Raw genomic sequence first — 26,158 nt, 5'->3', positions numbered from 1 at the left:
CATATGACTTATAGATAACCTCTTACCTCTTAATTTATAGTAACTGTGTCTGTATCTTTAGATATGCGTTTCCCTGTGTTATCTTGTACAAAGACAGTGACCTTATACTCTCCTGGCTCTTTAGCTTTGTATTTGAAACTAGTGTTAGAAGTATAATAAACTTTTTTTACGATATCTTCTCCTTTATAAACATAATAGGCATACTCTACGCCTTTTCCAGTTGCCTTCGCTGTAACTTCAAGAACATTATCTTTTCCATTTTCGATAGTAACATTTTTAATTTTAGCATCTGATTTAGATTTATTATCTTCTACTTGAGACTTATTTTGTTTTTCAGGGGCAGCTGTATTATCTGCACTACAACCTGCAAAAATAAAAGATATTCCTAAAATAGGGATGAGCATTTTTTTATACATAATATATTTCCTCCTAAAATGTAAAGTCTTAATTAAAATAAAACATACAACTTGCTAAAATCAAAACAACACTTGCCAACGAGAATAATTGTAAGTGGAATTTTTTTCTTCCACTTTTTGCATTCTCTCTTTTTCGTCTTTTTGTTCTTTCATTTACTGGATATATAGGATATTTAGTGGACTGAGACATAACTGTTTGCTCTTGAGATTGTTTTTCTATCATTTCTAGCCGGTAACTCTTTTTTTCATCTTCAGTCAATTTATTAAACCACTTTATATAGTTTCTATAATTATCTAAAACTACATCTGTGTCCCCAAACTCTTTAACCTCTCCAAAATGCAACCACAAGACTCTATCACAAAGGTTATCTATCTGAGATAAAGAATGACTGATAAAGAAAATAGTTTTTCCAGTTTTTTTGAATTCATTAATTTTATTGAGACATTTATCATAGAAAGTTTGATCTCCTACAGATAAAGCTTCATCTACAACTAATATATCTGGATTAGTGTGAACTGAGATTGCAAAACCTAAGCGGGATTTCATCCCACTTGAATAGTTTTTTACGGGCTGATTAATAAACTTACCCAAATCAGCAAAATCAATTATACTAGGTTTAATTTCATTAATTTCTTCTTTGCTTAATCCAAGCATTAGGCATTTTAGTTCTATATTTTCCAAGCCTGACAATTGATTGTTTAAACCTGCAGAGATAGCAATCAATGAAGTTTCCCCTTGAATATCAATATTACCTGACGTAGGTGGTACCACCTGAGATAATAGATTTGATAGAGTCGACTTTCCAGATCCATTGATTCCTACTACACCTATTGTTTCTCCTTCGTAAACTTTAAAAGAAGCTTCTCGTAAGGCAAAAAAAGATTGTTCGTTTTTCTCACTAGAAAAAATATCTAAAAGTTTATCTGATTTTTTTTTATATAGTATATACTTTTTGCTTACTTCATCAAATTGTACCTTTAACTTCATCAAATTAACTCCTTGATTACAGGTAATCAATAAATTTATCTCTAAACTTTATATGGATAAATGAACCAATTAATAGAATTAATAGCGTAATACTCCAAAAATATAAAGTATAAATCCAGTCTTCATAAAACCAAACATGTTCTAATAACGTATACCTAAAACCTTCCAAAATATAATATAACGGATTTAGTTTAAGGATAGTTTGAAATAAATGAGGCAGTTTAGATGTATCCCATAGTACTGGCAACAAATAAAGCATCATTCTCATTACAGATTGCAAAACTAATTGAAAATCCCTGATAATTGTAGAAATTGTAGAAAACAATAAAGTGAAAGCAAATAAAAAAACTAATAAAGAGAATATATAGTAAGGTAACTGTACTATATATATTCCTGGATTAATCCCATACACTAAAAAGATAACTCCTAATACTAGTAACATTACTATGAATTGCAGTCCATTACTAATTATTGTAATAGTTGGCAATACGCTTACAGGGAACTTCATTTTAGAAACTAAGTTAACCTTAGTGTATACACTATTTGCTCCTTGAATAATTACAGGACTTATAAAAAACCAGGGTATTAACCCTACAATTAACCATGCAAAGAAGGGAACATCATCTATAGGTTGTCCCCCCCTAATTCCTAACCCAAATACTAACCAATATAAAAGAACTTGTATGGCAGGATTTAAAAACTGCCATACAGCTCCTAGATAGTGCATTTGATACTTACTTTTTATATCATAAAGAGCTAATCGAAATATTAAGTGAAGATTTGAGGATTGTTCTTGCAAAATCCTCCCTATAAAATTCATGCCATTACTTCTTTCTTCTTAAGAGATACATGTAGATTTCCATAGTTAATGTAACTAAAATTATCTGAACGATTTGTCACAATATTTTTAGTATCAAAAATTTGCTTCGTAGACATTCCATTTAGTTCATCCCAATTTAATTCTTTAAACTCATTATGATCACTTAAAATTAATACTAAATCAGAATTCTGAACAGCATCCTTAATATCACTTACAACCCACTCTTGTTCTACATGTGGATCAAATGCACGTACTTCATATTTGCCTTCCGCTTTTAAAATATCATAAATTTCCATTGCTGGACTTTCACGGATATCATCAACATTTCCTTTATATGTTAAACCAAATACTGTGATAATTTTCCCATCTACTTTTTGCATTAACTTATTAGCGTTCTCAACAACATAATGAGGCATAGATGTATTAATCGTTCTAGCTAAGTTAATAAGCTGTGCTGTTTTAGGAGCTTTGGCTACAATAAAATATGGATCAACTGCTAAACAGTGTCCTCCTACACCTGGACCTGGCGTATGAAGATTCACACGAGGGTGTTTATTAGCCATTTCTACTACTTCCAACGCATTAATTTCTAATTCGTTACAAACCTTTGCTAATTCATTGGCTAATGCAATATTTACATCACGAAATGTATTTTCCATCAGTTTAGACATTTCTGCCGTTTTTGCATCCGTTTTAATAATTTCACCTTTGACGAATGTACTATAAACCATTGCACCGGCCTCCGTACAATTCGGTGTCATTCCACCAACAATACGGTTATTATGAACCAATTCATGAAGAATTTGTCCCGGTAGAACACGTTCTGGACAATGTACTAAGAAAATATCTTTACCTATCTCATATCCAGCAGCTTCTAATACAGGTTTTACATAATCATCCATACTTCTTGGTGCAATAGTAGACTCTACAATTAGCACGTTTCCTTTTTCTAAGTGAGGAATAACCATGTTTACAGCACTTAAAACATATGACAAATCACATGACTTATTCTCATCATTATTGTTTGGTGTTGGAACTGCTACTATAAATGCATCTGCTTTTTCAGGTTGTAAAGCTGCTTTAAATGTGCCTTTAGCAATAACTTCATTTAGAGCTTCTTGTAACCCTGGCTCTTCTAAATGAATTTTTCCATTATTAAGTGATTCAATTACTCGTGGACTAATATCTACTCCAGTAACTTCTACATCATGCTTTGCAAACATAATTGAAGTCGGTAATCCAATATATCCTAATCCCACTGTACATAATTTCATAATTTCTAAAACCCTCTCTATTAAAAAATTCTTGTAAATTATTATTGAATGTTTACTGACTCGCTCATTTGAATATACTTTCTTCCATGTTGATCCTTCACGAATACTTTGCATTTATATAAACCAGACTTATCCAAAGAATAATTTAACTTATTTGCTTTTGAATAAAAGATTTTTTCATACACTTTGTTGTCCTTATATATATAATATGCATATTGATAATTCTGATTTGGAGTATTCGTAGTTACACATTCTACTGTAAATGTGTTATTAACTACTCCCAAATTAATCCTTTTAATAGGATTTATCTCATATGAAGGTATTCCTGTGATCTCCCCTAGCTTTTCACATAAATAAGGAGGGAAAAATTGTCTCAAACCATCATGGCTCTCGTATTCTTGAACATCTAATTGGTAGTTCTCATGTTTGAGACTATCCAAGCATTCAATGAAAGGAATGATATGGTTAGGATAATGATGATCACCATTGCCTACATGTAAATAAATATCTGTTAAGGCATGTTCTTTATCAGGAATAATACTCATAAGTAAACCATTTAAATATTCATGATTTTCCTGGTTGAGATCTCCTGCTATATATTTTGCAATCTCAAAATTCTTGCCTTGATCGTATAAAAAATCACCTAATTTAACTTGGGGTCCACCAGCAATAGCATGTCCAAATCCATATTTTAATGCATAATATAAAGCTGCATAGCCACCTTTAGAGGAACCGACAGTTATAACATTGTTCAATTTCACCTGATATTTCGCAACGATAGACATAATTAAAGACATTACAGAAGTTTCGATAGAAAAATCTTTTTTATGCCCTAAATAATAAGCTCCTTGTTCTCCATAATTATCTAGAATAAATAACTTATGGCAATTCAAGTTTTCTAAAGTTGAAATATAATTATAAGCAAAAGTTCCAGGAGGGTTAACAGCTGAAAACACAATTATTAGGTGATCTTTTACTTCACCCTCTTCAAAATAATATGTTACGTCTTGAATAGACCTAAATACCTTCTCATTTTCTAAAATTTTATCTTTCATATTTACCCCTATTAAAGTTTTAAATCTGTGAGATTTCCTGTTTTTTCAAAATTTTAATACCATGATCATCTTTATTACGAATAAAAAGCCAAATGCTAATATTACCAGAAGGTATGGATTTAAAATGAAATTTAATAGTATCTCTATAACCTTCTTTTTTTACTATTTTATTATTAACTAATAAATAGCAAGCAAATTCAAAATCAGATGTATCATCTTTCACATCGATTACTAGCTCACGAGAAGAAACTGAATATTTGTATAAAATGTCCTTTATATCAAAAATTTTCTTAACGCCCTCGGTGTACTCATAGTGATATAACCTAAGTATCCCCTTATTATCTTCTACAGAAAATACTAGGTTAGTTTTATCTTCTTTTAGAAGAGTAAATTCTTTAACTTCATTGTCAATAGCATTGTCTTCAGCTGCTAGAATAGAGGTTAAAAATTTAGCCTCACGTTTTTTCTGATGAACAAACTCCATATTGTAACATGGTTCTAACTTAGCAAAAGAAATTGAATTAAAACCTCTAATATTTTCCTCATTTTCGTACCCATGATAAGAAGAAATATAATCCGTTGGAAGATGCTGATTCATTTCTAGCTTTAAATTCCCTTTATGATGATGACCAATTGCTTGCTCTTTAGTCATAACATTAAAATTAAGTGTTCCGTTCAAATTGAAAACCTGGGAATATTTATGATCGTTACTTGATTTAATATCATCTACCAAAATAATCAGATTAGGATATATATGAATTAATCTTCTAGTTATGTTTATATCCTCATATAAATTGTTAGTGACTTCTACTACAGCAAAGTCGTTCTCTAAATGATAATTACTAATTCCTAGTCGATTTTGATTATCTAAATTTAGTGAATAGTTCTTATCGTCAACGACAATTGTATTATGTGCCATAGCTGAAACTACGTATTTTCTATATTTACTTTTGTTGTCATAATTGTACTTTCCACTATCAATGAATAAATCAGTGCCTTTATATGAAAATGTAAAAGATAAATCGTCAAAATGTTTATGGCTTGTATTTGAAAATCCTGATTTTAAAGTTAAATAGCTTTTTTTCTTTTTTAATATCGCTAATCCAGTTTCAGGAAATACAATTGAATCGGGAATATATTTTCCATTATTAAAGTATTTATGATTAGTATCTCCTATAAGAGGATACGTTAAATCTGGCTTTAATAAATGAAGATGTTGTTTATAAATTCCCTTCAATATGTAGCCGAGTGTATTTTCTGCTAAATTAATTTTATTAATGTCTAAAAATGCTTGTAGCTCCTCAAATAAATGGTATGTATGATAATGGTATTCAGGTGAATTTTCAACGTTTATATACTCTTTAGTGAAACTATTTTTTATTTGTTTTTCTAAGCGATTAATAGCCTTTTTCAGCCACTTTTCACCAAATGATTCATATCTAAAGAACAAAGATAATTGCAACAACGCCCGGTCCATCATAATTCCATGATTATTATCTACATAATGCTCATCTGAAAATAAATATTCTCCATTTTTCAACATAGCACTAGCCATTTTTTTCTTAAAAACAGGGTTTAACTCATAATTCGCTCTTTTACATAACATTAAATAATGGGTTATTACTATTACTCGGTTTGCTACGGCAAAGTCATACCATACTCGCTTATCAGTCGAATTACTCTCAAAGGAAATCCAACTCTCAAGTATTTGCTCTATTTTTTTCAGATATTTTAAATCGTTAGACTGTTCATATCCGTTATTCAATAAACTAATAAATTGTAATGAATATAAATATACTTTATAGGTGTTTTCAGGTTCTCCACTTAGAGACCAAATATCGTCAGCCTTCTCAAATCTCATTTCAGGAAGCGATTGATGAAGATATATATTATGGTTATAAATCCCTTCTGCTCTTGAAACAGCTGCTTTCCCCTGTACATCTGTTCGTTTAAACAAATAAGTTAAATCAACATTAAAAATATATTCTATATCTATTACAGAGGTATCCTTATTCATAAAGTCCCTCCTTTTTCCTCAATAATTTCTACAATCTAATTATAATAAAATAACTTCTTCTATCTTCTTTATAATTACAGATTTATCAAATTCACTTTGTGAATACTTCTTCAATTTACTAGCAATTTTCTGTTTGTAATTCTTCCGATTACATACATATGTAATCACCTCTTCCTCGTCATTGAAGAGATATTCTTTTGGGTAGATAGTTTCTGCACCAGGCCAGTGTAACAACAAAGGCGTGCTGCCTGCAGCCATTCCTTCCATAGGTGCCAAATGAAAACTTTCATACTCACTTGTGGATAATACATAACCTATTTTCTGGAACCACTTGTCCATATCATTGCCGTGTTGATCGAAAACAACATTTTTACCCCACGGGGCTTTTTTGATACGGTCAAATACTTCATCATAATATTGTTTTTCCTGCGGTCTATTCATTAACCAAGATAATTCTTGTGGCATACGACTTTTTACAAACAGCTTGTATCTTTTATCTTTATTCCATAATCCCTCAAATATATTGAGAGCCCGATCCAAGCGCTTTCTACTCGGAAGAATACCGCATATACCTAAGTTAAATTGTATTTCTTCTTTATTCAATTTAGGTTTATCAAATTTCATCGTATCAACCATATTATAAATCATAGTCATTTTATTTCTTGGAATGTGATTCACCCTGTGAAATTCTTCAAATATATAGGGCGAAATAGCTATAATCTGATCTATGTTTTCTATATGAAATTGACTTGGAAACTCTGTGACTCGTTCTTGTAAATGCATTCTCACGATTAATTTTTGATCAATACTCTTGTGCTTAGAATACCAAACTGCATTTCCTAATCCCCATTCACAAAAAATCACATCTGCCCATTCTAAACATTCTTTACTGTAAACTTCATCATGGTTATTATGTCCCTGCCATTGATCTACCTTTACTTCAAATTTTGAATTTTGCTTAAAATATTGAAGCGCCATGTCAATGAATTTCAGGTCATGACCCGCGAATAATAGCTTGGTTTTTTGATTGTTAAAGCTCCATAGCATGTCTTTTAAACGTTTATATGATTCCTTAAATGTATAATATCGGCATGCATTGTAAATAGTTTGAGCTGTCTTCTTATAAAGATTACGATTATACATAACTTCTAGGGTTTTTCTTACGAATTCTTCTTCGTTATCTACAAACAAGAAATAATCTTTTCCTAGCAAATCTTCGTACATTTTTGTTCGACGAAGTAAAACTGGTTTGCCTTGCCTTCCATATTCCAATATTTTAGTAGATAACTCTACGCTAGTGTCGTTATCAATTAACTCGCTTCTCCATCCAACTCCAACATCAGATTCTTCCACAAGTTTTATAGATTCACTTCTCGGAATCGCACCCAACCAATTTACATTACTTTCAGTATTAAAACGGTTAATAATGCGATCTTTTTCAGGGATTAATTCCCCTTGAAATTTATCTCCAGCAATATTTAATACAAGACTATGATCTTCTTCATACACAGACTTAAATGCATCTAAAATTTCTTCTGTGTACCACCCTTTAGCAAATTTCCCCGTATAGACTAAACTGTTGTTTCGATTAACAAAATCCGGTGTTTCCCCATAATCAGGAATCATGGGCGTTAGTAAACAGAACTTTTCACCTTTCACCGACAAAATACTGTTTAACAAGTTTTTCGTTTCATTCGTTTGTACAAATACTTTTGGAAAAGTACTATAAATTTTTTGAAGAACTTGTTTTTCTTCACTCGTAATTTCGTCTGGATTATGTGTGAATTCTGTAAAATACGGTACAATTTTTGACGATAAAGGACTCTTCATTAATTCAATTGCTAACTTGTATCCACGCACAATAATACAATCGTATTGGTTGACCTCATTTAATTCTTCCATTAATTTTACTGCTTCAAATATATTGAGACGATTACCATTTTCAAATTTCTTATTAAATAGATTAAATGTATCAATAGTGTTAACTTGACTTAAATTTTCTATTTCAGAAAGTAAGTTTCGATTTTTGATCCGAGCTTTTAACAATACGTCAACAACTATATTTTTGTCATAATTTAGTACGTTCGCCATCGATGTCAACCAAACCGCTGAACCATCCATAATGTTTAAATCTACATCACCATATAAAAGCACTTTTAACTTTTTTCTCATTAATAATTCACCTATTTTTGAATTTTATTAATTATATCTTCAGAAACTCCTACTCCAGCTCTAATAAAGTTGTAGTTATCAATGCTTAGCAATCTAAAGCCTCTCATAAAATACAAAGCCATTGAGCTGTTTGATCTCATTTTTGTTACCGCTTCTATTATATTTTCTCCATGGAAAATAGATTTATCTACAATTGAGGACTCAAACTGCAGACTGTCTACATATTGGTACTCTTTATCTTGATTATATTTAGTTACTTCTTTATTCTGGAAATCATATTGATAAAAAGTATTTTTTCCAATAATTTCTGCATTGCTATATTCTGTCGCAATCATTAAATCAAGTAAGTAATTTTCTCCATAGAAGCTGTCTGGATTAAAATAAGAAATATAAGGGTTAGATATAATCTCATTAATACGGTTGTAATGATTCATGTAACTCAGCACGTATGTCTTAATATTTTCTTGATTATACTCATTTAAAACATCTATATACCCATCAAAATTTTCCAAAAGAACGATTAACTCTTTTCCTTTCCAGCTTTGTCGCTTAAAGGAATCAAGAATATTAAAAAATTCTACTTTAGATTTAGCTACAGATAAAACAGAAACATTCTTAATATCTTTTTTGACAGTTATCCCTAGCTGTTCTAACATATAATGGATTCGATGCTTATATGTATGATTCAGATAAACCTCTCGTATACCAACTAAAGATTTTTCATTGTAATATTCTTCATCGTCCATTAATTTTTCAATAGATTCTTTTAATTCTTGCTTGTTTTCAGATATTAATACAATATCTTTAAACATTCGCTTTACACCTTCAGAATAACTGCTAATGATAGGCGTTCCACATGCTAAACCTTCAAATACACGTCTAGAAAACATAGTTGGAGAGTATTTAACACTATTAACATTGAGCATGACTTTGTAGCCTTTATATGCTGTATTAATTTCATCATACTTCAAACTACCTTTAATATTCTGATCGAATCGCTCTGGAAAGCTAAAATGCGTGCGACCATTTTTATTTTTCTCATAGTTTCTGTCAAAGATATCTAAACCGAACTCAGCTGCAATGTCTAACACATTATCCATATCTTGTTTGCGCTCTTCGTGACGGTTATCGTAATAAGAACCTGCGAAACAAATTTTTTCTTCACGTTTCTCTCGTATTTTGATTGGGTTGTGTAATTGAGGCTCTGCAGAAAAAGGCAAAGCAAAAACGCGTTCATGACCTGATTCTTTTTGATAGTTTGGTATCATATCTGCATCTGTTGTGAAGATACAATCGAATAATTTAGCAGTATCAATGAATTTTTCAAAATGAATTGGATCTTCTTTATTCCAAAACACTGTAGGAATATTGTTTTCTTTGCACCATCTTAATAAGTCAAACAGAGGGGTTTTGTCTTGGTTATTATATTTTGCTATTTTATATTCCCAAGCTCCAAAATTACCTCTCCAAGCAGATTCTACGAACAAAAGATCTGGAGTGTTTTCAATTAAAATTTCTTTCCAATTTTCTGTTGTAAAAGTAAGTAAATTAACTTCTTTTCCAAAGCAAGTCATGCTAAACTCATCTAAAATACATGCCATTTTAATATCGCTGATTGTAGACGGGTTATTCTTGGAGATTTTTTTAGGGTTTGGTACATACGTATTGGGGATTTCTTGCTTTATTCTTTGAATATAAATATCCTCAATAGTGGCAATACCTTTATTTGAAATGCGCAGAGCCAGACGAAGATTTTGAGTTTTTTGATTCATCTTTATTCTTGTAACTTTATTTAATGAAACAGCATGAACATTAATTTTTTTGCTACCTGAATACTCAATAACCATTAAGTTTATATGAGCTTTACCAAAAATTTCTCCTTTAATTTGAATTTCAAACTCTTCATTAGGTAACGTTTTTAAATCGTGAGTAGGCAAATAGCTAAAACTATTGTTTTTCTCCAAGTAAGAGATATAATTTTTGTTCTCACTCTCAGACGATATAAACAATTTTTCTTTTTGATTGTACATAAAAATATCAGCAGACTGATAGAACCAGTTTTCAGCTCTTAGAAATGATTGATTAGTTATTAAATAGGGGGCTATATCATTCAAAATTTGACTTTGGAACTTAGCAAAATCAGATTTTAACAATGAAAGATCTTTCATGACTTATTTGCTCCTTTATGCAATCTCTTACGTAAAGACCAGTATTTTTTTGTTAATTTTCCAAGTTTAGAATTTTTCAGAGCATTCAGTTCTCTTTTTATTTTTTTGTTTTCTGCTTGGGTATTAACTAACTCTGTTTTCAATTCATGCATTTGATCTTGAGTTATTTTCAACTGGCTCTCTAAAGCTTTTTTGTTTGAAACTTCTTCTTCAAACAACTTAATTAACACACCGTAGCTTTGTAATTTTTCGAATGTTTCTTCTTTAAATATAACAAGTTTTTTATTTAACTCCTGATACTCTTTCTCAGTATATACCGGCAACTCTTCAAAACTTTCTAGGTTTCTTTCGGGTTCTTCTTGGAACGGTAATCTATTTGCTCTTAATTGAGCTTGAGAGCTCTCCATATTTTTGTCCCAACCTCACTTTCTTATAATATAGTAAAAATTCTTTTTGTTACCTTCTCATTTATATCTAAATACCTATAAAATCTATTTTCTACTTATGGAATACTACCATAGGTACTAAATAGGTTCAATGTCTTATTTTGTCGAATATGATCAAATGTACCAAAATTGTACTCAATAGACGATTATGGTATTTGGAATAGACCTTATTACCTAACAGTTAATGTTATAATTATATATTAAAATATCTACGTGAACAACGAAAGTCTCAAAATCATTAAAGTAGATCGGTTATTTGTACGAATTTGCCCTAACTGCCTGATTGGCTGCAGGCGGTCATTGTACATAGACTCCGTGCTGTCAGCAATTCGCTGTGTGTAAAAATAGCTGATCACGGCGACTGCAATAAGTGAAATTGTTGAAATTATAACCATGACTAGCAGCTTTCGATAGATACTCAGATTTCGTAATGCCCCCATAACATTTCCCCTTTTCGCTGATGTATTCTTCTGCTTTCATTTTCACACTTCGTTATATCTATCGGTCATAGGGGGTGTCCTATCCATAGTACGCTCGTGACTTTTTATCGGCATAAAAAATAGCTTCTTATAAAAAGAAGCTGGTTTAAAAATAATTTCTCCACTTAGATTTTTGTCCCTGATACTTTCCCTGTGTTATCGACGCTTAGCTTCCAGCTTTGTCCGTCAGGAGATTTAAGGATCAGGCTGTTTCCTTGCTGAAACTCAAGGTTTCCATACATTTTGCTTCCGGACGTCGCAACCCAAGAGGAACCTGGCATCATAGAAGACGTACCGAAGATGCGGTTAATTCGAAAACGCTTGTGGTCTTTTGTGTATTCACTTAGCGTAAGTCTCATTTTATACAGCGTATTGGCTCGCACTTCTGCCGTTACAGTGTTTCCTAAGTTATTTTTTACGTCTTTGACCGTTGTCCAGGCGCCGTCTATTGCTGTTACATATTCAAATTTAATATTTTTAGGCGACTCACCCCATCCAAATGAAACGCCTGCCATATTCAGCATTTTAATTGGATTCGAGCTAAAGTCCATTTCAATCACAACGGGAACGGAAGCTGGCACGTCGAGGTAGTTCATGCTTTGTTCATCAACTAAGCTGAAGCAGTTGCTGATGCTACCTCCGTACGGAGCTTTTCCAGCGATTTGTTTGACGGTATATTTTTTGTCAGCTTGTACAAAAATATCGTCTTGATTGCCGATGATATCCGGTTTTCCCGGAAGTCCTGGGACAAATATATTCCGTGTTTGTTCAAAAGGAGACGTAATGTCATTATGCTGTCCGTTGTTCAAAATCGATGTGGATAAAAGGTTAGAGGCAAGCTGATTTCGATGTGAGATACTCGTAAATTCTACGGGCGGTTCTCCTCCGTTCATCAAATACGTATCCCAAATATGCCCTTCAAACGTATTATAAGCACCTGAACATTTAATTGCTCGTTTCGTTTGACTGCGGCACTGCATTTGAAAATGAACAAAGCTGTTTCCTGACGTTTCATACGGCACGTCGCTGATGCCGGCTACGTCAATTCCATACTGACAGCCGTCGATCGATAAATAGTTAAAGCTATTCGCGTTGATCCATGCAGGTGTATTGATGTTGGTGATTTTTTCAGTTTGCAGCAGCACACCCCTGTCAAAGTTGCGAAGGTGTACAAAGGATACGTTCACAAAGCTGATAAAATCCCACGCTTTCTGGCAGTAAAAATAAATGCCTTTTCCGTTATAAGCGCCTGACGTATTAATCATGCTGATGTTGCTTATCGTCGTTTTGTTTCCTGTTTCTAATTGCTGCGATCCGTGAAGGTAAATGACCGAAGATGTAAATGATGGGTCGGTCACTTCAACGGTTCCGCCTGAAATCGACGCATCTTTTTGAAGGGTAAAAACATGATAATTTCCCGTTACTGTAAGTTTGGTTCCGCTGTCCATTTCAAACGAAATAGACGGTTTAATCACAATGGGTGATGCGATGGCGTACGTATAGTTTCCTGTTAGGATTACTCGTGATAATTTGTTAGCCTCTGCGTAATCAATTGCTTGCTGTATCGCAGGTGCATCATCCGTCATGCCGTCTCTTTTCACACCAAAACAAGCAGCGTCTACTATTCTTTCTTCACTGCAGTTTTCCATTTAACTCATCTCGCTTTCTCGGCAGGTATAAAGCATGTACTGCTTGTATTACCTTATGCAGTTTTACAACTTGTGGTTCACCGTTTCATAGAAAAAAGCTTCCGTTTTAGAAGCTTTTTCCGCTCACGTTTACATATTGATCAGCAGTCGACGCAATCATTTGACTCGACGTAAAGTGCTGTTCGACTTTTTTTCTAGCACCTTTGGCAAAGCGCTGCTTTTGCTCTTGCTCGGCGTACAGTGCCGTAATTTTTTCTGCGAACGCTTGAGGTGAATAGGTTGGAATTAAATAGCCCGTGTCTCCGTCTGCTATTGCTTCTTTCACGCCTCCTACATCAATTGAAATCATCGGTGTGCCAACGGCCATTGCTTCTAAGACAACCATTGGAAAGACTTCACGGTGAGAAGTTAACAGAAGCATATCCATTTTCGTAATAAACGCTTCGGGGTCTTCCACTTCTCCCCATATCTTTATCTTTTCAGACAAGCCTTGCTGCTGGATAAGCTCTTGAATTCGCTGCAGCTCGGGCCCTCCTCCTCCGATATGAAACTTCATATGTTTGTTACCTTTCAGCAGTGAGGCGATTTCGATAAACAGCTCGTGATTTTTTTCTTTTGAAGCTCGTGCCAAAAGGCCGATATGACAGTCGAGTGAAGCAGCTTTTTCTTTAAACACAAACTGATTCAGATCCACTCCGTTATAAATCGTTGTCACTTTACCGCTTTTTACGCCGAGATTCATTAACTGCTCTTGTTCAAAGCGGCTGACGGTAATCACTCCATGTACAAAAGAGTTTACCAGTTTACAAAACAGACCCTTCGCTTTTTGTTCAAGTACCGTTACATTATGCTTTGTATAAAGTATTTTTACTTTTTTTCGCAGAATTCGATTTACGCATACTGCATACATCACCATGCGCAGGCTATTGGCATGAACGATATCAATTTTACACGTTCGCACTTTTTTCCAAAGCACATAAAGATTGTGAAGATGATTTTTCCTGCTTAAAGGCGTGAACCGTTTTTTATATTGAATTTTACTGTACAGTTCTCCCATTGCAGCTGCTGTGTATACGGTAATGTCCGGATGATTCAACTGATTTTCGAGCTTGCAAAAATACGTTTCTGCTCCGCCTGTAATCAATTTATCTGTGATTAAAAGTACGTTTTTCAAGACTTCACATCCTTTACGATTTTGAGAGGTTTTTGCTTTTAGCGTACGCATTCACGCTATACTGGACAAAATAAGTGGCGCTTTTCCATAACGGCAGTCTTTCTTGCTTGCGCAGAAGCTTCCAATACCTAGTTGCTGCTTTCAGCTTGTTGCTAGAAACCGAGTGAGATACAAGACGGTAATAAGCAAGTGACTCTTGAAGGCCGTATGCTGTATAGCCTTGTCTCAGCAGTGACAGCCAAAGCGCCGTGTCTTCCGGCTGAATGTTTGGCATTAAAATCGTGGAAATTTGTTTTTTATCAAGCATGACTGTCAAACAGCCGATAATGGTATTTCCCGCTAGCATTCTATAGTCAACACTTTTTGGAACGTTTACTTCAACGCCTGTTTCTTCACCTTTTTCATCCATTATGCTGTACCCTGTATAGGAAAAAGCGCAGTTTTTTTCAAGCATAAAAGCGACTTGCTTTTTAAGTTTTTTCCTATGCCATAGATCATCACTGTCTAAAAAAGCAAGGAACCGTCCGCTTGCTGCGCTTATACCTTCGTTTCGTGCCGCTGCGGCTCCTGAATTTTTTGTAAGCTGAAGCAGCTGAATGCGTTGATCTTTTCTACTGAATTCCCTTACCACTTCAGCCGTTTCATCTGTCGAACAGTCGTCAATCACAAGCAGCTCCCAGTTGAGGTACGTTTGCTGCTGAATGGATTTTATAGTGGATGAAATGAAGGCTGCGCAGTTATAAGCAGGTGTAACGATTGAAACGAGGGGCTGATCCGGTTGAGATTTAAAGTTATTCATCTTGCACTCTCCTCACTTAGATGATTTCGTAAATAGCCTGACAGCAGCGCTAAGTATAAAAAGAACAGCTCATTTACAATTAACGAAAGTGACATCATTTGAAGCAAAAAACCAATAAACGTTAAAAATAAGTAAGGTTCTTGTTTATGAATTTTTTGTTTCAAAAGCTGAATTAACACAAGAAATAAAAAGCTAAAGTATAAGCAAAAGCCAATCATGCCCGTCTCTGATAAAATCTCTAGAAACGTGTTATGAACGTACAGCGCTTCGCCGTAGTAGAACAAGTTGTACTCTGAAAAGTTAAAAGCACCGATTCCGGTAAACGGATGCGATGAAAAAAACTCAAATGCCCGGATCCACAGCGAAAACCTTCCGCTTCCTCCGTCATGCAAAAAATCATCAGCTCGTTCAGTTAAAATGGTAAATACGTTAAAATTCGTCATAAAATGAGCTATAAGAGCAAGTACACCAAATAAAAACACAAACGAAAAAACTGTTTTGAGACTGTTAAGCGAACGAGTAATAAGCAAGTATAAAATCAACACGGCGACCATGGCAATTAATCCGCCTCGCGAGAACGTTAAAACGCTTGTTAATGTGCTAAGTAAAAGCCCGACTTTATTTTTAGTACTATCGCTATTGGTTAAAAAGTAAGTAAAAAACAAGGTATTATAAAATACATAAATATTAGGATCATCCAGTACGCCAATCAAACGGGGATAGCTGCGGTCAATCATTACACCCCATTTAATGATTTCTACATCGGAGGCAAATTGAAAATGAACCGCTTGAAGACCCGCAATATAAAGCAGCAAACTCACGCCGTTAAAAAGAATGCCGGCTCCGGTTAACGCACGTTTGATGCTGCCGCTATGAAACTCTGCTACGACATATTTCATTAAAAAGTAGCAAGCAAGGATAAGCAAAACGCCTAGCATAATACGAAGACTCGCTTCTGGGTACAGAGAAAACGCTCCGGTCATACAGTAAAAAAGATAAAATAAAAGCAGCAGCACTTCATACGCTTGGAGCTTGTAGACGTAAAAAGAGGCAAAGCTCAGCAGCAGAAGTGCAAATAAAAAAATCATGTACGGCTTTAATGAAAAGCCAATATTGACGTTATATTTACTTAGTGTTACAAGAACAAAAAGGCAAAACAAAACGGTCGGTTTTCGATTCTGCACGTATACACTATCCATTTTGTGCCTCCTTTCTGTTCTCTACGTTTACTGATTTGTTTTTTTGCAGGTAGCCTAGCGCTTGACTTCTAATCTCTTGATCTAGCAGCGTCAGCAGTAATACAAGCAGCATGTTTACACACAGTCCGATAAATGGATGCGGTGAAAATAGTAATGTGGTAAGCACAAGCGTACTGCCAAATAAACAAACAAAAATGGGAAAAGTTTTACGCATGATGATGACTCTTTCAGGATTACATAACCAGCAGCCGATAAATAAAATCCCTTCAATTAAAAGCGCAGCATACACGGCTCCTATCACAGAATAAGCAGAGCTTAAAAAATAGTAAAAAGCAATTCCCGATACAACAGCAACCAGCTGAACCCCCGTTCTTCTTCCTTGAAGTCCTTTTGTTGTTAAGCCGTCTGCTAATGCTACGCTTAAGCCTTGGAAAATCAGCATCAGCGACAGCCACTTTAACGCATCTCCTGCTGCAGCCCATTTGTCTCCAAACAATAACGACACGGCAAGATCAGATAAATGATAAAAAGGAAGGGCCGTTACCATCCCTACTAAACTCATAAGCTTCACTTGAAGAATGTTTAACTTTAAATGTTTGTCTGCCTGCTGATGATTATAGTGACGAAATAATACTGGATAAAAAGCACCTGCCACAATTCCCGGAACTTGATACAGCGCCGATGGAATGCGGTACGCAACAGCAAACACGCCGACGGCTGCAAGTGGAATTGTATTTTCTAATACAATTGGACCAAGCTGCGGCAGCAGCATAATCAGCAGTCCGCTTACAATAAATGAGCCGATATTTTTTAGCAGTCCGCGTTGAATTTTCTTTTTCAAATTAAACGATACTCTTTTTCCAACCATCCACAGTCCGTACACTCCTGCTAAAAGATAGGAAAAGCCAAACAAAAACGAAATAAAAAACGCGCTTGTATGCATCAGCATTCCAACCGTCAGCAGAACCACCAGCAAAAGAGCTGAATAGATCCGAATCGCTCCTAAATGATGCATTTGTTCAGTAAGCTGAAAATACGTAATCCCGATGCTTTGCATCGCAAGTCCTGTTATCATCGGTACAATTAAGTAGTACATCATCTTTACAAGTGATGCTTCGTGATAAAACAAGGAAATCACTATATACGCCCCTGCAAATGTCACAAGTAAAAGTAAAATTCTCATTTTCACATACGAGGATAAAAGATGATCCACGTCAGCTCGCTTTTTAGATCCTTCGCGAAGCACCGTGTTGCTTAAGCCAACGTCTGTAAAGTAACCTAATATCATCGCAAAAGCTAGCGCTACGCTGAACCTGCCGTAACTGGCTGCGCTTAAATACTGTGCCAGCACGATAAGCGCAGCTGCATTTAACAAACGTGATACAACCGTACTAATAAATAAGTGAACAATGTTTTTCCAAATGGAATTTTTCTTCATACATCCCTCTTACTCCATCGTTTTAGCAAATTGCTGAGCTAGCGTTTCATGATAATAGTCATACGTTTTGGCTAATCCTTTTTTAAGCGTAAAAGCAGGCGACCACTTCAATAATTTGATGTTTTCTTTATTGCACAGTCTGCTGTCTGCAATATCACCTTCACGCACGCTGTGATAAGCAGGTGTTAAGTGACTGCCGGATATGCTTTTCATTGTGAAAAAAAGTTCGTTAATACTGATGCTGCTGTTATTGGAAATATTAAACGTGCCGCAACCTTCATACTGAATGGCACTTAAGCACGCCTGGCTCACGTCTTCTACGTAAATAAAATCTCTTGTTTGACGGCCGCTGCCGTAAATAATCGGCTGTTGGTTCGTAACGAACCGGTCAAAAAAGATTGAGATTACGCCGCCTTCACCCTGTGAATTTTGCCGTGGGCCGTACACATTGCTGTAGCGAAGAATGACGTAGTCAATATCATATAGCTGCTTGGCAAGCTTCAAATATTCTTCAGATGTAAACTTTGACAGTCCGTACGGTGAAGCTGGACTCGTTGGATGAGTAAGTGCAATTGGAGTGATGTTCGTATTTCCGTACACGGCCGCTGATGAAGCAAAAATGATTTTTTCAGCTCCATGCTTTTTGCATGCATTAATAATGTTAATCGTTCCTTGAATATTGACGTTGGCATCATGATGAAAATTAGTAACGGAATGAGCCACGCTTACTTGAGCCGCTTGGTGAACAACATAATGAGGTTTAAACTCGGCAAATACTTTATCTAATTCTTCACTTACAATATCTCCGTAGTGAAAAGAAATGCCTCGATTTTCTAAGTTTGCTATTTTCCCCGTTGAGAGATTGTCAATGACCTTCACTTCAAATCCTTTTTGATAAAGAAGCTCTGCCATATGTGATCCAATAAAACCGCATCCGCCTGTAACTAATACTCTTTTCATGTTATCCCTCTCCTATCTTGATCCGTCTCCTGTTACGATGACTCTTAGCGTTTTTATCATAATCTTCACGTCAAACCGTATATTCGTATGTTGAATGTAGTAAAGATCAAGCTCCAGCTTTTCTGCTGGCGTTAGCTCATATCCTCCGTTAATTTGTGCCCAGCCTGTCAGGCCCGGCTTAACGGCAAGCCGCTGACTAAAGGAAGGAAGTGTTTTTTGAAACTCTTCTATAAATACGGCTCTTTCAGGTCTTGGTCCGACAATCGACATATCCCCTTTTAACACATTCCACAGCTGAGGCAATTCATCAATTCGCGTTTGGCGAATCAGCTTTCCTACCCTGGTGACCCGGCTGTCATTTTTAACCGCCCACTGCGCTCCGTTTTTTTCCGCGTCACTGTACATTGAACGCAGCTTCATGATGGTAAATGCTCTGCCACTTTGACCTAGACGCTCTTGAAGAAAGAAAGGTGAACCCGGTGTTTCAATCATCACAATAAGCGCAAACAGCAAAATAACAGGCAGCAATACCACTAGAGCCACAAGCGAAATCACAATATCAGCCATGCGTTTACACAGCGAGTAAAAAAGCGGAAATTCTTTTTTTAGCACATCGGAATCACCGTTCGTTTTCGAGACAATTTGATTCATCGTTTCACTTCCTTCTATATAAAGTGAGGAGCTAGTGAGACGGACTCCAAATAACGCCTAGCACATCAATACGCGCTTTTCCCAGCATATTTTTCGTTTTGACAACGGTATCTAGTTTCGTTTTACGCTCTTCCACAACAAGCATGGTAGCATCACATTTTGCTGTAAGAATATGAGAATCGGTCTCTTCTAAAAACTGAGGCGTTTCAAAAAGAATCAGATCATATTCTTCTTTCCATTTTTCTATGAGCTCATCAAAATACTTGGAAACAAATAGTGTGGATGCGTTTCGAAAGTGAGATCCGGCCGGAAGCACATCCAGTCCTTTGTATGATGTTTGTTTAATGGGTACATGCCGGCCTTTCCCGTTTACTAACACATCCGTTAACCCTTCTGAACTTCCAAGGTCAAAGAGCTGATGAAGAGAAGGACAATGTACGTTTCCATCAATAAGAAGAACGTTTTTCCCTTGTTCAGCAAATGAAATCCCTAGCTTTGCCGTCATAAGCGGCTTTTTATCGTTCACTTCCGCTGATGTGATTGTCAGGCATTTGACTTCACTATTCAGCAGCACCTCAACATTTTTTCGAATCATATTTGTTTGGTTGATCGTTTTGGCATCTTGATACAGTGAAAATGGATACTTTTTTTGTTTAAAACTCAAGGTTCTCCCTCCTTGTCTTTGGCTGATCACTGCCTTGCTTTTGGTTTCTCTTCATTTTTCGAGGCTCCAGCTCGATATGTCCAATAATCGGAAGTCCGATAAGTTCTTGAATATCTTGTTCATTTCGAACTGTGCTATCAAGATATTCTCTTAGCATTGCTCCCGCTATTCCTACCAACAGACTGACCAAGATAGTAATAGCTGCAACCGGCAGCGGTTTTGGGAATACTTTAAGACTCTGCGACGGCTCGGTTAATACTTGAATGTTGCTTCCTTTCATTAACTTCATCGCTTGATCTTTTGAAAGAAGAGCTACTTTGTTTGCGATTTCACTTACCGTTTTCGAATTCTCGTTTCTTACAGTAATCGTGACAAATTGAGAATTTTCGTTATGATCAATCGTAATTTGTTCACTCAGCTTTTTGTTAGAAATAGTTAACTTTAATTCGTCTTTTACACCATTAATGATCATCGGACTTTTAATAAAATCAATATACGAAGAAATTAATTGGGTATTCAGCTGCGTAATATTAGCGATTTCATCTACATTCTTAGATGTTGCTTGATTAACAAGCACTTGAGTAGATGCTTGATACGTAGGCTTTAGTAGATAGAAACAGATAGTTGTGATGCTCATACTCGCTATTACTATGACTAAAAGCATCGTAAGCCATCTTCTTTTTAAAATTCGAAAAAAATCCTTTAGCTGAATTTTATCCTGCATCGTAAACTCACCTCCATACACTTTCTCTCTCTGCTACTTACGACTCACTGCTCTGCCAAAAACAACTTTGTTTCTTGTCAGGAATTTTCCTAATCTACTTGAAGGCTTTTCAACAAAATAATACGTGATAGAAGCCATCGCTAGTGATAAAAGGAAACAAATGCTTAAAATACTCCAGTACGGCAAAAACCCGTGTAACAAGTACATAGCTGAAAACAGCACAATGAGATGAGTTAAATATAAGCTGTACGAAACTTTACCTAGAAACGACAGTACTTTCGCGCGTAAAATCTTTGAAGCTGCCGGGGATGCTAAAGCGATAGTAATAAACATGCAGCTCCCTACCATCACTGCCAGATTGCGGCATAAAAAGTTATTGGTGATGGCGTAATTACCCATGATGCCTTCAGATAAATAACAAGTAAATGCAATCAGAACGACAAGACTCTTTTTAAATGTGCTAATTTTCAGATAAAGTCGAATGAAAAAATCTCGATATTTCGCTGTGACCGCACCCGCGGCGAATAAAAGCAAATAATGATAAGAAAGCAAGTAGTTCGTAGGTTCTAAGTTTGATTGATTAAGCAGTAATAGCGCTGATGATGAAACAAACACGAAAAACAATAGCATCACGATTTTCTTTGCGTCCATTCGCAGCAAAAGAATCATTAAAAGAGGAAAAATAATTGAAATTCTCATTTCATGAACAAGCGACCAAATAACATTGTTGTAAGCGTCTGTGTTAAATGTGCCAATTAAAAAGAAGTGCTGAAGAAGTAAACTTGGTGATTCGTTTGTAATCCATGAGTTATTAAACCAGTGGCTTAACTGTGAGACCCCGCCTTGACTAAATAAGATTTTGCATAGAATAGCCACACACACCGCAAACAAGTAAGGAAGATAAATTCGGCAAATTCTTCTTACAAGATAGTTCTCGTATCGGAAAGAAGAACGTCCATAAAAAGGAAGTGCTAAAACAAATCCGCTTAAGACAAAAAACAAAACAACTGATTCATTTCCACTGCTGAACAATAGCCGCAGCGGGCTTTCTTTTACCATGGACAGTAAAAAAGAAGAATCACCGTCATACCTATACTCACTGAAGCTTGGATAAATCATGAGATAATGATTTATCACAACAAAAAGAGCTGCTAATCCTCTTAAAGAATCAAGTTCTACATATCTTTTTTTCATGTAATCTCCTATCCTAATGTAATAAATAATGTTATCTCTTTATCGCGCAAGGATCATTTCATATAGCGCTAGCGTACTATACAAAACGTTCATTATAGCGAATAAAAAAGTGATAAATCGACAAATATTCTTAATAAAGAACAATTTGTAAGTGAAGTATAGCATAATATACCCGCATCAAGAATAGATATTTTGACCTATTTTATTCTTTATAAAGAACAAAATATTATTTATTTTATATTTTTATGTACACACAATGCACAAATATGCGTTATAATGAACAAAAAACCTATAAGAAGAGGATGAACTGAATGTGATAGGAGAAAAGATTAAGAATTTGCGACTAAAAAAAGGCTATTCTATTACACGCTTGGCTGAAGAAGCCAATATTTCAAAATCGTATTTGTCTCATTTAGAAAAAGGGTTAAATAATAACCCTTCTCTTCAAATGCTTGATAAAATCGCGTCTTCTCTTCACACAACGATTGATGAATTAATTGAGGGAGATATCAGCTGTCCAGCTCTAACTTCAAAGCCAGCCCTCAATCTAGAGTGGCTTCATTTAATTGAACGAGCCATTCAAGACGGCATGACCAAAGAAGAATTTATTGAATTTCAGTATTATTTAAAGTTCCGTAAAACAAACTGATAGGTCCATTCACGAACGTTTAATTTTTTTGTTGCAATCGACCTATTTCGACATCTTTTACAAATATTATTTTGTAAAATAACTGTATACTAAGAATACTATTACAAATTATCCAGATAAGGGAAAAACTATTGAAAAATAGTGACGCAAAGCTTCAGGTCTAAGGCCGCTTTCGGCTACGATAGCTGGGTTCCCTGGCAAAGGGTGGATGAATCGTAATGAAAAAAGAACATGTACTGTCAATCGATCAAGAGCGGGTAAGTCTTATGGAATCAGCCCGCAAGCTGGGTCTGACCATCGAAGAAGTCCGGAAATTTTTATCGGAGCTTAAGCGGAACTAACTGTAAAAAGCACGCTCAGATTAGAGCGTGCTTTTTACAGTTAATACTATTCTTCTAAAAGAAAGTGAAACACACTCCTATTAAATACCAATTCCTTTTGGCTCACGTTGGTCAAACGTATAAATCTCAGTAAACCCGCACTGTTTTGCCATTTCAACCGCTTCTTTCATATGTGCTCCTACCGTTTCGGCGAAGTGTGAATCAGAGCCAATCGTTAAGATTTCTCCGCCTAAATCACGGTACAGTCCAACAACTTCCAGTGCCGGCAGCGCTTCGCCCAGCTTCCCTCTCATACCTGAAGTGTTAATTTCAATTCCGATATTACGCTCAATTGCTTTTTTTAAGATTTCCCCAAGAATATCTTTGAATTGATGAAAGTCGTAAATGCCGTATTGTTCAAACGCATAACGCTTCATTAAATCTAAATGAGCCAAGACATCAATATCCGCTTCGCTTACTAGCTTATACATTTCGTTAAAATAAGCGCGGTAAATCGCTTCTTTGTCATTCAGCTCCAAATGTTTACGAAGCTTGATGTTATTAATGTTATGCACCGACCCTAATATAAAATCAAAGTTCTCTTGCTTCATCGTTTTTTGATACTTCTCTTTTAGATAGTGCGGTTCACAAATTTCAATTCCTTTTTTAATCACTAGCTGATTTTGAAACTGATCTCTGCATTCCGCTAGTTCTCGTTCATATTTATCAAAATCCATATGACCGTACGTTGGCGCTAATGGATTTAATGAAAAGTGTTCGGTAAAACAAATTTCGTTTATGCCGTTTTTTACAGCCTGCTCGCACACTTCTTTCATGACTGCCTGTGAGTCAAATGAATTGTTTGTGTGATGATGGTAGTCTACTAGATACATAATTTAGTCACCTCTAGGTTTATTATACATCTCTCTTACTCTTACTGCACATAGAGACACTTCTACCGCTTATCCCACCTTTTTTTGTTCATAAAAAGTATTTCCACTAAAAAAAGACATTTTTCCTCTTCCAGTAATCCTTGTTTTCTTATAAACTAACTTAATATAGCAGATGTTCTGACATACAACTTGACAAACAACTTTTACTTACAAAAGAGAAAGGAAAGAAGAAATGCAAATTGAAAAAAGTTTTGCTCAAACAAAAAGCCCCTTTCTGTCTTACTTAAGCTCTTATGCTAAAAAGATGAAAGGAGAACTAAAAGAAGAACCGAAAATCAATTATAGAGACGCAGTCGTTTCTTCGATCGGAGGCTTAATTGCGATTATCATCAGCAGCGCGATTGCACTAGCGCTTGGTTATCCAATGGCTCTTGCTCCGATTGGCGCAAGCTGCGTGCTTGTCTTCGGAGCTCACAAAGGTCCTTTATCACAACCGCGCCACGTGCTTGGAGGGCACTTGCTTGCAACGGTTTCCGCACTTATTATTTGGAGTTTATTTCATCGAAGTCTAATCACCATAGCGATTGTGCTTGCTTTTGTTCTTATTTTAATGATTCTTACAAAAACCGTTCATCCTCCCGCTGCAGCTAGCGCGATTGTCGCAATTAATACTCAAGCTGGCTGGGGATATTTAGGTATTATTATGATTTGTGCATGTGTAGTTGTATTGATTTCTACTGCGTATAACAATTTATTTCAAGATCGGCAGTATCCCAGGTACTGGGTTTGATATTCTGTGTCATATAAAAAAAGACGTCTCCGCTTGGCAGACGTCTTTTTTTATAAACAGGCTATCTTTTATAGGATGAACCGATAAGTCTTATTTAACCGTGATAATCCCCTGTTTTTACATTGACCGTAACAACATACATTTCAACACCATCCATTTGTGCATATACCGTATAAAACCCTTGGTTATTATACACTTGAGATTTTTCATATCTAATTGTATCTACTGAATCTGCATATTGTTGTTTCACCAAATCAGCTTCAAATGCTTCTTTCACACCAGGAGCCCATTCGTAGGGATCATACGCTTTTTCTGTGGGCTGAGTTACAGTAGAATGCTCGTCTTTACCAGCTAACTTCTGTTCTGCCTTTGCCTTTTTTTCTATTTCAGCTGAATTAATTTTCTTCAACGCTTCTGCAACTTGCTGAATATCACTATAGTTATCCAAGTCTTCATTTAATAATGTTGTAAGCTTATCGTTAGAATCCTTGTAGTTAGCCTTTTTCGCTAATGCTTCTGCTTCGTCAAATAATTGTCTATACGTTTCTTCTGTTTTCTTTGAAACAGTCAGTGATTTTATTTGTTCTTCCGCTTTTGTACTAATCACTTTAGATCCTTTTTCATACTTCTCAGCCTTTTTTAACACTTCAATCCGTTCTTCTACTTTATCATTTCCTACATCTTCATTGGCTTGTCGAATAAGCAACACTTGTTTTAAATAAGCTTTCGTCGTTTGATCATTCGGATTGTCCTCTACTGATAGTTCAAAGAGTGCTTCTGCCTTTGCAAAATCATTTTCAGCTACGGCATCAAGACCTTTTTCAATGCTTTTTTGATGATTGTTATTTCCTGTCTCTTTACTGCTGCATGCTGCTAGTAACAATGCGACAGTCGTTCCAATTATTACTTTTTTAATCATAAATGTCCCCCAAGAAAAGCTATATTTTGTATTGTGAAGCTAGTTTATTTACCAATTAGTGATCCTGTTTTTCCTTATTATTAATATCGGTTTGTACACTAGTATTTTCACTAGTCTTTGATTTTTACATGTAGTTTCTAATAGAGATCTTTTTACCTTGCAGGAAAAAATTTTTGTGGCATATTTTTTACACTACTCGTTTGCATTTTTTTGTATGGAGTATAAAAGTGGCTGGGACAAAACCACATATATAATTAGAAGAGGCCCCGGGAAACTACTCGTTGTTCCTTGGGCCTCTTT

The 26,158-nt window shown here is 35.3% G+C and carries 25 protein-coding genes and 1 riboswitch; of the genes, 3 read left to right on the top strand and 22 right to left on the bottom strand.

The annotated features are described in order from the left end of the window. Nucleotides 1-29 precede the first annotated feature (29 nt). From BG04_RS17065 to BG04_RS16970, 20 genes are all read right to left on the bottom strand, one after another. Nucleotides 30-416, bottom strand: coding sequence for a hypothetical protein (locus BG04_RS17065; protein ID WP_034653777.1), 387 nt, complete (start codon nt 414-416; stop codon nt 30-32). Nucleotides 417-444: 28 nt separating this feature from the next. Next, the gene (gene tagH, locus BG04_RS17060; protein ID WP_051975630.1) at nt 445-1,404 is read right to left on the bottom strand and encodes a teichoic acids export ABC transporter ATP-binding subunit TagH; all 960 of its coding nucleotides are present in this window, start codon (nt 1,402-1,404) and stop codon (nt 445-447) included. Nucleotides 1,405-1,420: 16 nt separating this feature from the next. Next, nucleotides 1,421-2,224, bottom strand: a complete 804-nt coding sequence (locus BG04_RS17055; RefSeq protein ID WP_034653780.1) for an ABC transporter permease — start codon at nt 2,222-2,224, stop codon at nt 1,421-1,423. Continuing rightward, the gene (locus tag BG04_RS17050; RefSeq protein WP_034653783.1) at nt 2,221-3,498 is read right to left on the bottom strand and encodes a nucleotide sugar dehydrogenase; all 1,278 of its coding nucleotides are present in this window, start codon (nt 3,496-3,498) and stop codon (nt 2,221-2,223) included. Before BG04_RS17050 ends, BG04_RS17055 begins: the two co-directional genes overlap by 4 nt. Before the next feature lie 41 nt (nt 3,499-3,539). Continuing rightward, nucleotides 3,540-4,553, bottom strand: coding sequence for an accessory Sec system protein Asp2 (locus BG04_RS17045; protein WP_051975631.1), 1,014 nt, complete (start codon nt 4,551-4,553; stop codon nt 3,540-3,542). Between the two features lie 19 nt (nt 4,554-4,572). Further along, entirely contained in the window at nt 4,573-6,570 is a 1,998-nt protein-coding gene (locus BG04_RS17040) for a heparinase II/III domain-containing protein (RefSeq protein ID WP_034653786.1), read from the bottom strand. 39 nt (nt 6,571-6,609) lie between these two features. Next, complete coding sequence (locus BG04_RS31385; protein ID WP_034653788.1) at nt 6,610-8,742, bottom strand: glycosyltransferase; 2,133 nt, start codon at nt 8,740-8,742, stop codon at nt 6,610-6,612. An 11-nt stretch (nt 8,743-8,753) separates the two neighbouring features. After that, the gene (locus tag BG04_RS17030) at nt 8,754-10,910 is read right to left on the bottom strand and encodes a CgeB family protein (RefSeq protein ID WP_051975632.1); all 2,157 of its coding nucleotides are present in this window, start codon (nt 10,908-10,910) and stop codon (nt 8,754-8,756) included. Beyond that, entirely contained in the window at nt 10,907-11,317 is a 411-nt protein-coding gene (locus BG04_RS17025) for a hypothetical protein (protein ID WP_034653790.1), read from the bottom strand. Before BG04_RS17025 ends, BG04_RS17030 begins: the two co-directional genes overlap by 4 nt. A 248-nt stretch (nt 11,318-11,565) precedes the next feature. Next, complete coding sequence (locus BG04_RS17020) at nt 11,566-11,796, bottom strand: MCP four helix bundle domain-containing protein (protein ID WP_034653794.1); 231 nt, start codon at nt 11,794-11,796, stop codon at nt 11,566-11,568. Nucleotides 11,797-11,960: 164 nt separating this feature from the next. Beyond that, entirely contained in the window at nt 11,961-13,484 is a 1,524-nt protein-coding gene (locus tag BG04_RS17015) for a pectate lyase family protein (RefSeq protein ID WP_034653797.1), read from the bottom strand. A 106-nt stretch (nt 13,485-13,590) separates the two neighbouring features. Then, nucleotides 13,591-14,658 carry a glycosyltransferase family 4 protein gene (locus tag BG04_RS17010; RefSeq protein WP_034653799.1) on the bottom strand — a complete coding sequence of 356 codons (1,068 nt, stop codon included), beginning with the start codon at nt 14,656-14,658 and terminating at the stop codon, nt 13,591-13,593. 13 nt (nt 14,659-14,671) lie between these two features. Next, a complete protein-coding gene (locus BG04_RS17005; RefSeq protein WP_034653801.1) occupies nt 14,672-15,457 on the bottom strand; it encodes a glycosyltransferase family 2 protein in 786 nt (261 codons plus the stop codon). After that, nucleotides 15,454-16,656, bottom strand: coding sequence for an O-antigen ligase family protein (locus BG04_RS17000; RefSeq protein ID WP_034653803.1), 1,203 nt, complete (start codon nt 16,654-16,656; stop codon nt 15,454-15,456). Before BG04_RS17000 ends, BG04_RS17005 begins: the two co-directional genes overlap by 4 nt. Next, nucleotides 16,649-18,094 (bottom strand): oligosaccharide flippase family protein, encoded by a 1,446-nt coding sequence (locus BG04_RS16995; protein ID WP_034653804.1) that lies wholly within the window; start codon nt 18,092-18,094, stop codon nt 16,649-16,651. The genes BG04_RS17000 and BG04_RS16995 overlap by 8 nt, the downstream gene beginning before the upstream one ends. Nucleotides 18,095-18,103: 9 nt before the next feature. Next, nucleotides 18,104-19,054: an NAD-dependent epimerase/dehydratase family protein gene (locus BG04_RS16990; RefSeq protein ID WP_034653807.1), complete on the bottom strand. Its 951-nt coding sequence runs from the start codon at nt 19,052-19,054 to the stop codon at nt 18,104-18,106. A gap of 12 nt (nt 19,055-19,066) precedes the next feature. After that, the gene (locus BG04_RS16985) at nt 19,067-19,705 is read right to left on the bottom strand and encodes a sugar transferase (protein ID WP_034653810.1); all 639 of its coding nucleotides are present in this window, start codon (nt 19,703-19,705) and stop codon (nt 19,067-19,069) included. 31 nt (nt 19,706-19,736) lie between these two features. After that, complete coding sequence (locus BG04_RS16980; RefSeq protein ID WP_034653813.1) at nt 19,737-20,369, bottom strand: CpsD/CapB family tyrosine-protein kinase; 633 nt, start codon at nt 20,367-20,369, stop codon at nt 19,737-19,739. Continuing rightward, nucleotides 20,359-21,093: a YveK family protein gene (locus BG04_RS16975; protein ID WP_051975633.1), complete on the bottom strand. Its 735-nt coding sequence runs from the start codon at nt 21,091-21,093 to the stop codon at nt 20,359-20,361. Before BG04_RS16975 ends, BG04_RS16980 begins: the two co-directional genes overlap by 11 nt. A gap of 33 nt (nt 21,094-21,126) precedes the next feature. Further along, nucleotides 21,127-22,287 (bottom strand): acyltransferase family protein, encoded by a 1,161-nt coding sequence (locus tag BG04_RS16970; RefSeq protein ID WP_034653817.1) that lies wholly within the window; start codon nt 22,285-22,287, stop codon nt 21,127-21,129. A gap of 313 nt (nt 22,288-22,600) precedes the next feature. On the opposite strand from BG04_RS16970, the gene BG04_RS16965 reads away from it, so the two are divergent. After that, on the top strand, nt 22,601-22,936 hold the full coding sequence (locus BG04_RS16965) for a helix-turn-helix domain-containing protein (RefSeq protein WP_034653819.1): 336 nt from the start codon (nt 22,601-22,603) through the stop codon (nt 22,934-22,936). Between the two features lie 111 nt (nt 22,937-23,047). Continuing rightward, a riboswitch (cyclic di-GMP riboswitch) is annotated at nt 23,048-23,134 on the top strand. 20 nt (nt 23,135-23,154) lie between these two features. Beyond that, entirely contained in the window at nt 23,155-23,277 is a 123-nt protein-coding gene (locus tag BG04_RS31380; protein ID WP_218001284.1) for an anti-repressor SinI family protein, read from the top strand. Nucleotides 23,278-23,357: 80 nt separating this feature from the next. Here BG04_RS31380 and BG04_RS16960 read toward each other — a convergent pair whose 3' ends face one another. After that, nucleotides 23,358-24,149 (bottom strand): histidinol-phosphatase HisJ family protein, encoded by a 792-nt coding sequence (locus BG04_RS16960; protein ID WP_034653821.1) that lies wholly within the window; start codon nt 24,147-24,149, stop codon nt 23,358-23,360. A gap of 232 nt (nt 24,150-24,381) precedes the next feature. Between BG04_RS16960 and BG04_RS16955 the strand changes: the two genes are divergently transcribed. Beyond that, nucleotides 24,382-24,939, top strand: coding sequence for an HPP family protein (locus BG04_RS16955; protein ID WP_034653823.1), 558 nt, complete (start codon nt 24,382-24,384; stop codon nt 24,937-24,939). A 94-nt stretch (nt 24,940-25,033) separates the two neighbouring features. Here the strand turns inward: BG04_RS16955 and BG04_RS16950 are convergent, their stop codons facing one another. Next, the gene (locus tag BG04_RS16950) at nt 25,034-25,858 is read right to left on the bottom strand and encodes a hypothetical protein (RefSeq protein WP_034653826.1); all 825 of its coding nucleotides are present in this window, start codon (nt 25,856-25,858) and stop codon (nt 25,034-25,036) included. Nucleotides 25,859-26,158: the final 300 nt, after the last annotated feature.

The sequence above is a fragment of the Priestia megaterium NBRC 15308 = ATCC 14581 genome (assembly GCF_000832985.1).
GTDB classification, from domain to species: domain Bacteria; phylum Bacillota; class Bacilli; order Bacillales; family Bacillaceae_H; genus Priestia; species Priestia megaterium.
Note: the sequence above shows the minus strand (reverse complement) of the source record. Positions and strands in the feature narration are given on the sequence as shown.